Genomic DNA, 10,395 nt, shown 5'->3' on the forward strand with positions numbered 1-10,395 from the left:
ATAGGTTTAGAGATAGTGAATTGAATAAATAGCGTAAGCTGATTAATTTTAGCTTAATGGGGAAATGGCTCCGCCGATACCTCTACCGATACCTCCGTCTGTGATCATTACTTTGTCTTCGTCAATATGGGTAATTTCCAGGAACTGTTTTTTGAATTCTTCTAAGGTAAGATTTTTATTTCGACAAGTCCAGATTTTTCCTGATTTTGAGAACCAAGTAGCTAATTCTTCCAGAGGCGGAAAATCTTGAAAGGTGATAGATGTTTCTTCAAGAAAATGAATTTGAAGAAAATGATATAATTTTGTTTTTTCATTAGTATTTGTCATATTGGGTCCTCCTGAATTAAGTCATTCCTGCATTCATTGTACGAATCGATATATATATAATACAAGTTTGATAAAAAATATCATTCATATGTAAGCGCATTCTAATTGATATAGTAACATAAAATGCAAGATAGAGTAAGCGAAATATTTGTTTCAAGTCAATTAGCTAAGTGTTAAATAATTAGCATTGTCAGAATCAATCAATGTTGTTTTATTTGATAACGAGTCCTAAAAGTATGGTAAACTCAAGGTATCAGTAATCATTTTTACCTTATTAATAAACATAATCAAAATTTATAAGGAGATTGTTATGAAAGAAAAACTATTACTATTTGATATTGGCGGTTCTTCTATTAAATGTGGTATCTGGGAGAATGAAAATTTATTGAATTTAGATAATATACAGACGCCTGATTCTTGGGATGAAATGAAAGAACAGTTTTTAATCGTATTTAATCGTTATAACGATGTACCTTTCAGTGGCGTAGGAATTAGTTGTCCAGGAGCGGTTGATACAGAAAATGGTGTGATTAATGGAATCAGTGCTATAGCCTACATCCATCGGTTTCCGATTAAGAAAGCATTCGAAGAATTATTCGGGCTTCCGGTCTCTATTCAAAATGATGCGAATTGTGCTGGATTGGCTGAGTTATGGAAAGGTAATGCTCAAGGTGCTAGTTCTGCTTGTTGTATGATTATTGGTACTGGAATAGGCGGTGCAGTGATTATTGACGGCAAACTTCATAGTGGTCATAATCTCTTTGGAGGAGAATTTGGATATCAGATTATTGATTCAAACAGCTCAACGACTTTAAGTGAAGTTGGGAGCCCCGTAAAAATGGCAAAAAACTACACAAAACAAAAAGCAGACGGCACAGTATATAATGGTGAAGATGTATTTAAGTTTGCTGAAAACGGGGATGAACTAGCTGAGAAAATGAGAAGTAAACTTTTGGATGCATTAAGTTTAGGCATTTACAATTTACTTGTTTCTATCAATCCAGAAAAAATTCTGATTGGCGGGGGCATTTCTAAAAATGCGAGTTTGATACCAGAGCTTAAATTGAGAACAGAGAATTTGCTGAAAGATAAAGGGGCAAAAGAACTTGATTTTGAAATTCAGGAATGCAGGTTTTTCAGTGATTCTAACCTGATTGGTGCTGCCTATCAATATGTATTGGAAAACACATAAAAATTGTAAGCAGTATAAAAAATCGAAATGATTAAAAAGAACTTTATGCTATCAAAGTATAAAGTTCTTTTTTCTACGCAAAAATAAACATTCACAGCTCAGGATAGTTATCATTAGACTAACTATAAACAATAATGGATTTATTCCACTCTGTTCGTTGCACTCGCAACGAATGATTGGTAGAGTAGTCTAATAAGATAAAATTAGAATATGTAGATTCCATAGAAAATAATTAAATTTGATAAGAAGGGAGAAAAAGTCAGTGTCATTAATGCGCTTTATTAATAGAACGTCTCGTCTATCCGAAATGTATCGTAACGAAAAATTGAAAAAGTATGGATTGAGTGGTATGCATCATACCTATATTTTGAATATATGTAATAATCCAGGAGTTACGCAAGATCAATTAGCAGAAATTATTTTCGTAAATAAAAGTAATGTAGCAAGACAGTTGGCTGTATTGGAAAAAAGTGGGTTTGTAATGCGAGAACCAAATCCAAGTGATGGAAGAAAATTACTTGTATATCCAACTGAAAAAGCTCACACTGTGTATCCAAAAGTAGTGGAGATCTTGAAAGAATGGAATGAAATCATTCTAGATGGTTTTTCATCTGCTGAAAAGGATTTACTGGAGAAAACAATGTCAGATGTTATGAAAAAAGCAAAAACAGCAGTAGATACAATGGAAAAAGAATGAATTATTTAACAGAAGGGTAGTAGACATGAAATTATTTATTCAATACTTAAAGCCTTTATTTAATAGAATACTCAAGGGATTTTCCGTAAAATTTATCGGAACGATTATGGACTTATTTCTTCCTTTGATCCTAGCTTATATTATTGATTCGGTTATTCCAACCGGAAATATCAATCGTGTCCTTTTATGGGGCGGAGCAATGGTTATCTGTTCTATCTTAGCTGTAACCTTGAGTATTAAAGCAAACCGTATGGCTTCAAGTGTTGCAAAAGATGCTGTACAAGTTATTCGTCACGATCTTTATGAAAAGATTTCTTATTTATCAGCTAGTCAATCTGATCAGTATGGGTCTCCTTCCTTAATATCAAGATTAACTTCTGATACATATAACCTTCATCGTACCATCGGATTGATGCAGAGAATAGGCGTCCGAGCACCCGTTTTACTCATTGGTGGGATCTTAATGACAGTCACTTTAGATCCAGTATTAACACTGGTTATGCTTGGGGTTTTACCATTTGCAACAGTAACAGTGTATTATGTTTCCAAAAAAGGTGTTCCGTTATTTGATCAGCTTCAACAAGAAGTAGACCGACTGGTGAGGACCGTAAGGGAAAACATCACAGGAGCAAGAGTGATTAAAGCATTATCTAAATCAGAATACGAAAAAGTGCGATTCGAAGGTGTGAACCAGAGAGTGGTCAACGCTGAGACAAAAGCAAATCAGACCATGGCCGCTACAACGCCATTAATGAATCTTTTTTTGAACTTAGGTTTAACTTTTGTTGTGCTGACCAGTGCCTACCGTGTAAACGAAGGCTTAATTCAACCGGGTGTGATTATCGCCTTTATGACTTACTTCACTATTATCTTGAATGCGATGCTGAGTATTACCCGGATTTTTGTTTTGTTTTCCAGGGGGATTGCATCCGCTGATCGTGTATATGCTATTTTACACACAGAGCCCGATCTAGAAGTAGAATCGATTGACCGAAAAGATGACTCTGCACATATCCGTTTTGACCACGTTTCTTTTGGCTATGGGAAGAATCCTATTCTCGAAGATATTGATTTCACTTTAAATAAGGGAGAAACATTGGGAATTATTGGAGCGACAGGAAGCGGGAAAACAACAATAATGAAGTTGCTGCTGAGGTTGTATGATCCAGATGATGGAATTATACGGATCAATGGTATGAATGTAAATAGTATGAATTTAAAAGAGCTGCATACGAAGTTCGGTGTAGCCTTTCAGAAAGATTTTCTGTATGCAGATACTTTAAGCGAGAATATTGATTTTGGACGAGATCTATCTCAAAAAGAAATTTTGAAATCAACTGAATCAGCTCAAGCAAAAGAATTTATCGATTCATTAAACAGTGGCTTAAAACATCGCTTGACTCCAAAAGGAACGAACTTGAGCGGAGGCCAAAAACAGCGCGTATTGTTATCTCGGGCTTTAGCAGGCGATCCAGAGATACTCCTGTTAGATGATTCTTCTAGTGCTTTAGATTACAAGACGGATTCCAAATTAAGAAAAGCTTTGACGGAACAGTACCAGGACACCACAACGATTATGATTGCTCAACGTATCAGCTCAATTCAACAAGCCGATCAGATTATTATGCTTGATAAAGGTCGAATAATTGGAAAAGGAACTCATGAAGAGCTGCTGCGAAACAGTGAGCCGTATAGAGAAATTTATCGTAACCAGTCAGGAGGGGAAGAAATTGCATAGAGGCGGAAGCAGAACAGGATCTTCTGATCCAAAAGCATCAGAAGAATTACAGACAAGTCGTTTGCATGTCTTAAAAAGATTATGGGGCTATTTATTTTATTATAAGTGGATGCTGATTACTGCAACTGTTTTGATGGTTACTAGTAATTCTTTTTCACTGATTGGTCCTTATTTGTCAGGACTAGCCATTAATGCGATCCAGCCAGGACCAGGGAACGTATTATTTCAGCAAGTTTTCTTTTACGTTACATTAATGATTGGCTTCTTTGTGCTCTCTTCTATATTAGAATATATCATGCAGATGATAATGATTCGACTGACTCAACGAACGATCAGACGGTTGCGAAGAGATGTATTTAATAAAATGTCAGAATTACCTGTGGGATTTTTTGATCAGCATCAAACTGGAGATATCATCAGCCGTATTACTTATGATATTGATACAATCAATCAATCACTACAAAATGATTTTATTCAGATCGTAACGAGCGCAATTACGATTATTGGTTCATTATTGATGATGTTACTGATCTCTCCAGTATTGACTTTAGTGTTTGGAGTAACGATTCCAGTTTCCATTTTTTTGACTAGATACATGGTCACTCGTTTCCGACCATTATTTAAAAAACGTTCAGTTAAACTAGGGGAACTAAATGGTTATGTGGAAGAAATGATTTCTGGTCAGCAAACTATCAAAGCCTATAATCAAGAGGAAAATATGATTTCGCGCTTTGATGAAAAGAATGAAGAAGCTGTGTCAGCTTACTATGATGCAGATTATTATGGAAGCATGGTGGGTCCTTCTATAAACTTTATTAATAATTTATCCCTATCACTTGTAAGTGTAGCTGGTGCTTTACTTTATTTATTTAATTATCTCACTCTAGGAGCTGTTTCGTCATTTGTCTTATATTCTAGACGATTTTCTGGTCCAATCAATGAATTAGCAAATATTATCAGTGAACTTCAGTCTGCTTTTGCAGCAGCAGAAAGGGTATTTTTATTAATGGATGAGCCGTCGGAAGCAGAAGATATACTAAATGCCCATGTATACGATAGCCCTGAAGGAAATGTTCAGATGGAAAATGTTTCTTTTGGATATACACCAGATAAAATGATTATTCAAGATTTAGACTTTAAAGCTCCAAGTGGAAACGTAATTGCTGTTGTGGGACCTACAGGAGCTGGAAAAACAACGCTCGTAAATCTGCTAATGCGCTTTTATGACCCGAATGCTGGAACGGTTCAACTGGATCAGATTGATACGACACATGCTACAAGAGAAAGTCTCCGGTTATCTTATGCAATGGTTTTACAAGATACCTGGCTATTCAGTGGCACGATTTTTGAAAACCTGGCATACGGCAAAGAGAATGTTACAGTTGAAGAAGTGGAAGAAGCAGCAAAAACTGCACAAATCCACGATTATATCATGAGTTTACCAGATGGATACGAGACAATTATTGATCAGGAAGGTTTAAATATTTCTCAAGGGCAGAAACAACTCTTAACGATTGCACGTGCTATGATCTTGGATGCTAACTTGCTTATTTTAGATGAAGCGACTTCAAATGTAGATACACAGACAGAAATGAAAATTCAAGATGCCATGCAGAAACTAATGAATGGAAAAACATCCTTTGTGATTGCACATCGCTTATCTACTATACGGAATGCCGATACCATACTAGTTGTTAGAGATGGTCGAATCGTTGAGCAAGGCAACCATGAGGAACTGCTGGAAAAAGAAGGTCTGTATTCCGATTTATATCATTCTCAATTTGAAAGTTATGCGTAGCATGGAAAAATGTAAGATTTTGTTCTATTAAAGATGTATCTTTTATTTTTAAAGTATTAAAAACTTGGTTTTTCATTTTTGATTGAATCAGGTAGAATGTAGGTAAGTTAATTATTAATAAAAGGAGTGGAATAAAATGGGACTGTTCAACGGCTTAATGGGGAATGCAACAGATGCTAATCATGATAAGGTAAGAAAAGATTTGGAAAACGTACTTTTACCAGATGAGAAAATTGAATTGGCATATAAATTAGTAAGGGACCTCGTAGTTTTTACGGAGTATAGACTGATTGTAGTAGATAAACAAGGTATGACAGGTAAAAAAACTGATTATAAAACCTTCCCATATAAAAGTATTTCTCGGTTCAGCGTAGAAACTTCGGGACATTTTGACTTAGATGCTGAGTTGAAAATATATATTTCAGGAGCATTAGAACCTGCTCAAACTCTATTGTTTAGAAAAGATGATAGCATCAATGCGATTCAGAAAGCACTGGCAGCTGGAATTATGAAGTAGAGATTGATTATCAGATATAAAAAGCATATTGTTCTATAAAGACGATATGCTTTTTATGTATCATTAGGCATACATAAAAAGCGTATCGTAGCTGTACTCTCAAAAATATTATTAAACGCTAGGAGTAAGAAAATGAATCAAGATAATGTAAGAGAATTTATCCATGTATTCAATGAACTTCAAAAAGTGATTGCTTCTAAGTTAGGAGAAGATGCCGATACAAATTTTGGGTCTTTACTATATGCTGCTAAAGAAAAACAAGATAAAGTGATCATAACGTATAAAAGAAAATTAGATATTTATAGACAGTTCAGGAATATACTCATCCATAGTACGATTAATGAACATGAATCAATCGCTAATCCAAGTCAAGCACTGATTGAAGAAATGAAAGAGGTCACAGAAAAAATTAAGCACCCAAAAGTGGTCAGTGATCTGTTCTTGGAAAAGGTTATCAGTTTTAATCAAAAGGATAAATTGAAAGATGTTTTAGAAACAATTAAAGAAAACCAGATCTCACAGTTTCCAGTCTTTCATGAAAATAAATTAGTAGGACTGATTTCTGAAAATGGGATTACTAATTTTCTTGCTCATTCAATTACTGATGATCTGATTTCAATCAGTGGAACGACTGTTAAAGACATACTGGATAATGATAACGAAAAAAACTCATATGAAATCATACCAGAAAATAAGTCGATTTTTGATATTGAGTCTATTTATTCAAAGAAAATAGAAGAGGGAATTGTGGCTTACTTTTTATTGATTGCTAAAACAGATAATGTGACCAGTCCAAGTGATTTGACCGGAATCATCACACCTTGGGACATGCCGGAAATCATTGAAAATAAATGAAATTATAAAAGGATCATACTCTTACTAGATGTTTATCCTTTCAATATAGAGTAGGTTTGGAAAAAATTATATGATTAATTTCTATCGTAATAATCATATAAAATGATATAATAAATCTAAACTATCTATTAAGGAGGATAAAAAGTGTCAGCGATAAAGGGAATAGACTTGTTACCACCGAAAGTCACAACTGCTCAAGCTTTACAGTTATACAAAAAAGTAGCTCAAATAAAATCAGCTATAGGAAAATTGAATTCAGAGTTAGAGCATTCTGTGGTGAATACTCAACTGATTCAGATGCTTACGCTTAAAGAATCTGTGCAATCAACTAGAATTGAAGGGACACAAGTTACTTTTGCCGATATGATAGAAGAAGCAACTAAGAAAAATAAAAGCAACGATGTAATTGAAGTAGAAAATTATGTAGAGGCTTTATCTGAAGGAATAGATTTAATTAAAAGCGGCATGCCAATATCTTCAAGATTAATCAAACAGCTTCACCGTATATTAATGGGAAAAAATACTAGAGGTACTACATCTTCAGCTGGTGATTATAGAATGATACAAAATTTTATTGGACCAACTAATAAGATCGAAGATGCTGTATACATTCCAATAAATGCTAACGAAATCGGTAATTATATTACTAATTTAGAATACTATATTAATTCAGAAAAACATTTTACATTTACAAAAGAAATCAATGACTCTATTGAAGTACTATTAGATGAAGATTCAGATCCTTTGATAAAAACTGCTATCATGCATGCTCAATTTGAATCTATACATCCTTTTTTAGATGGTAACGGACGTATGGGAAGAATTTTAATAGTTTTGAATACAATGCGAGATGGTTTAATAGATAAGCCTGTTTTTTTCGTAAGTGAAGAACTGGAAAAGGAAAGGATAAGATATTACAATCTTCTAAATGGAGTAAGAGGAAAAGAACCAGATTGGTTTTCGTGGATTGACTTCTTTTTAGATGCCTGTCAGAGAATGGCAGATAATATGCTTGGTAAATTAGAGAGCATTACTTCACTCGCGAAAAAGGGTTTAGAAAAAATCAATAATGACAGAAGTATGACAAACCACATTTATCTAACCATGTTCGTTAGACCTTTTATATCGGTTAGAGAAATGGCAGATAGATTGAATATAGCAATATCGACTGCTCGTAATGGATTGAACTTATTGGTAGAATTAAAATTGATAGATGTTGATAAAACTAAAAGAAAAAATAAAATATATGTTAACTATGATTTACTAAGATTACTATAAATGTAATTGATTATCAAACCGTTTATTCATTTAATTAAACTATATAGTATAAAAATTCAACAAATATCAAATCCATAATACGTCTTTATACTCTGATGTATTATGGATTTGTATTATTTAAAGTAGTATTATTTTATTTGAAACAAGAGTTTCTTAAGGAGCTTTAATTATTTATTTCTTCAACATACTCCCAAGTATGACCTAGATCATCAGATACATAAAGAGCTTTAACCCCGCCATTATAATCTCCATCCGTTCCTTGTCCAACGGTCATGTACAGTTTTTCGTTTTCTATATAAGGCATGTCAGGTAAGTCAAATGGATTATAAATTAAGTCTTCACTTACTGTTACTTCTACTTCAGGAATTTCAATTTTTTCGAAAGTTACTCCACCATCTTCTGTTCTATAGATAAATCCTTCAGATCCACCATTCTTTGAAAGTCCGATGAATCCAAGCTGTTCATCAAAAAAGATGATACCAGAAGAAACTCCAGAACTGGGATAAAAAGGTTCTTGATTGATTCGCTCCCAAGATGCACCTCCGTCAACGGTTTTTTCTAAAGCGTAGTAGCGACTTCCCGTTGCAGCATCAGTAATGGGTAGCTGAAATCCTATTTCTTCGGTTAAAAAATAGGATTCGACTTGATCTTTGTAATTGTACCCTAAGTCAAACGAATTTTTTTCTTTCTCCTGTTTTTCTATATAGTCGTCAGAAAGAGTAAATGAACGATCGATAAATCTTTTAGGTGTAATCGTATCTTCTTTACCAGCTATATAAACAGAAACGGCATATCCAGCGTATTCCTCATCCGAATACGAATCTGGCACACTGATGTTATTGCCTTCATCATTGATCCAGTAGATCCCTTCTGAATTGTTTCCCCAGCTCCTATATCCTTGATAATAAATACTGTAAGTCTCTTCCTCTGACCAATCCATAGTGATTTCTTGGAGCGGTATAGCTTTAATAGCATCGACTAAAGGCTGCAATCGTTTCGTTTCATTCAATTCATAATTTATAATCCCATTTAATCTAACTTGGATTTCGTCACTGCCTTTATCCAGAGTAAGGAGAAAGGCTTCAGTTTCTTCGTTTTGATTTTTCCCATAAATAAGTGTATAGAGTGATGTTATTTTTCCAGTAGAATCATAAGTCAAATTGAGATCAGAAGATACATATAATTCAGCAGGTAATTCAATTTCTGACTGAATATCTGCAAAAATCCCCTCTAAAGAATTTTCAAAGATATTATTATGTTCGAAGGCGATTTTCTTAGTATTGACCAGGTCGTCAATCACCCATGAAAGTTTGCCATTATAGGGTTGAGCACTTTGATAAACAAAATATCCAGTGGTAGCTGTTATACTAAGTAATAAAATTATAGCGGTATAGAACCAGTAAGTACTGATGCTTTTTAAGCGAGTGCTTGCTTCAGTATATTTATTAGTATTTCTATTTCTGAAATATATGAATAGACAGACAAAGAGCCAAATGAGTAACAAAATGGCGCATCCGATTATAATAGGGGCATTTCTTCTTACCCCACCATACATGGACAGGTAATACAGATAATAAGCAGCAATCATATAGATTATCACCACTAATGGGTTCAGAACTAAGGCTTTAAATATATCATTCTTTTTTTTCAAAAAAACACTCCTCGTATAATAAGTATGTAGTTAAGAATTGTTCTTAACTTAGTTGATGGATTAACTGTTTGAAAGAATGGAGCTTTCTCCCCCATGGGGGAGAAAAATTTCAAAAAGTCGCTTTTGATGATCCATTCACTTTAGTTCTTTGATAATTAAATATCTTGGTTATCGCTTGGTCATTCCGTGCTGTTTCTGTGTAAAATAGAACTAGATGGAAGATGGTTCTAAATGGGATGAAGCTTTCCCCTCCTTGTAGTTCGACTACTCATTAAGCATGCTTCCCGTCACAATGTTGAGACTATTTACTCATAAGCTGTATGGCTTGGTTCTTGTGTCCGT

Annotated in this window: 9 protein-coding genes; 7 read left to right on the top strand and 2 right to left on the bottom strand. The window is 34.2% G+C overall.

Translation table 11 applies throughout. The features are described 5' to 3' along the window. Positions 1-48 precede the first annotated feature (48 nt). Positions 49-327, bottom strand: coding sequence for a DUF3884 family protein (locus tag BM212_RS07495; RefSeq protein ID WP_072695589.1), 279 nt, complete (start codon positions 325-327; stop codon positions 49-51). 310 nt (positions 328-637) lie between these two features. On the opposite strand from BM212_RS07495, the gene BM212_RS07500 reads away from it, so the two are divergent. The 7 genes from BM212_RS07500 to BM212_RS07530 all read left to right on the top strand — a co-directional run bounded on the left by BM212_RS07500 (position 638) and on the right by BM212_RS07530 (position 8,402). Then, a complete protein-coding gene (locus BM212_RS07500; protein ID WP_091897798.1) occupies positions 638-1,519 on the top strand; it encodes an ROK family protein in 882 nt (293 codons plus the stop codon). A gap of 271 nt (positions 1,520-1,790) precedes the next feature. Next, entirely contained in the window at positions 1,791-2,216 is a 426-nt protein-coding gene (locus BM212_RS07505; protein ID WP_072696198.1) for a MarR family winged helix-turn-helix transcriptional regulator, read from the top strand. A gap of 25 nt (positions 2,217-2,241) precedes the next feature. Then, a complete protein-coding gene (locus tag BM212_RS07510) occupies positions 2,242-3,954 on the top strand; it encodes an ABC transporter ATP-binding protein (RefSeq protein WP_091897801.1) in 1,713 nt (570 codons plus the stop codon). After that, the gene (locus BM212_RS07515; protein WP_091897804.1) at positions 3,878-5,752 is read left to right on the top strand and encodes an ABC transporter ATP-binding protein; all 1,875 of its coding nucleotides are present in this window, start codon (positions 3,878-3,880) and stop codon (positions 5,750-5,752) included. The genes BM212_RS07510 and BM212_RS07515 overlap by 77 nt, the downstream gene beginning before the upstream one ends. A gap of 136 nt (positions 5,753-5,888) precedes the next feature. Further along, complete coding sequence (locus BM212_RS07520; protein WP_072695583.1) at positions 5,889-6,269, top strand: PH domain-containing protein; 381 nt, start codon at positions 5,889-5,891, stop codon at positions 6,267-6,269. A 132-nt stretch (positions 6,270-6,401) separates the two neighbouring features. After that, a complete protein-coding gene (locus tag BM212_RS07525; RefSeq protein ID WP_072695581.1) occupies positions 6,402-7,124 on the top strand; it encodes a CBS domain-containing protein in 723 nt (240 codons plus the stop codon). 144 nt (positions 7,125-7,268) lie between these two features. Beyond that, positions 7,269-8,402, top strand: a complete 1,134-nt coding sequence (locus BM212_RS07530; protein WP_177206385.1) for a Fic family protein — start codon at positions 7,269-7,271, stop codon at positions 8,400-8,402. A 163-nt stretch (positions 8,403-8,565) separates the two neighbouring features. Here the strand turns inward: BM212_RS07530 and BM212_RS07535 are convergent, their stop codons facing one another. Further along, positions 8,566-10,053 (bottom strand): WD40/YVTN/BNR-like repeat-containing protein, encoded by a 1,488-nt coding sequence (locus BM212_RS07535; RefSeq protein WP_091897808.1) that lies wholly within the window; start codon positions 10,051-10,053, stop codon positions 8,566-8,568. Positions 10,054-10,395 lie beyond the last annotated feature (342 nt).

The organism is Marinilactibacillus piezotolerans (genome assembly GCF_900114235.1).
Taxonomy (GTDB): domain Bacteria; phylum Bacillota; class Bacilli; order Lactobacillales; family Carnobacteriaceae_A; genus Marinilactibacillus; species Marinilactibacillus piezotolerans.

Coding starts and splice junctions, on each gene's coding strand:
- BM212_RS07520 (WP_072695583.1), top strand. CDS start 5,889: ATGGGACTGTTCAACGGCTTAATGGGGAATGCAACAGATGCTAATCAT.
- BM212_RS07495 (WP_072695589.1), bottom strand. CDS start 327: ATGACAAATACTAATGAAAAAACAAAATTATATCATTTTCTTCAAATT.
- BM212_RS07515 (WP_091897804.1), top strand. CDS start 3,878: ATGAAGAGCTGCTGCGAAACAGTGAGCCGTATAGAGAAATTTATCGTA.
- BM212_RS07500 (WP_091897798.1), top strand. CDS start 638: ATGAAAGAAAAACTATTACTATTTGATATTGGCGGTTCTTCTATTAAA.
- BM212_RS07525 (WP_072695581.1), top strand. CDS start 6,402: ATGAATCAAGATAATGTAAGAGAATTTATCCATGTATTCAATGAACTT.
- BM212_RS07505 (WP_072696198.1), top strand. CDS start 1,791: ATGCGCTTTATTAATAGAACGTCTCGTCTATCCGAAATGTATCGTAAC.
- BM212_RS07510 (WP_091897801.1), top strand. CDS start 2,242: ATGAAATTATTTATTCAATACTTAAAGCCTTTATTTAATAGAATACTC.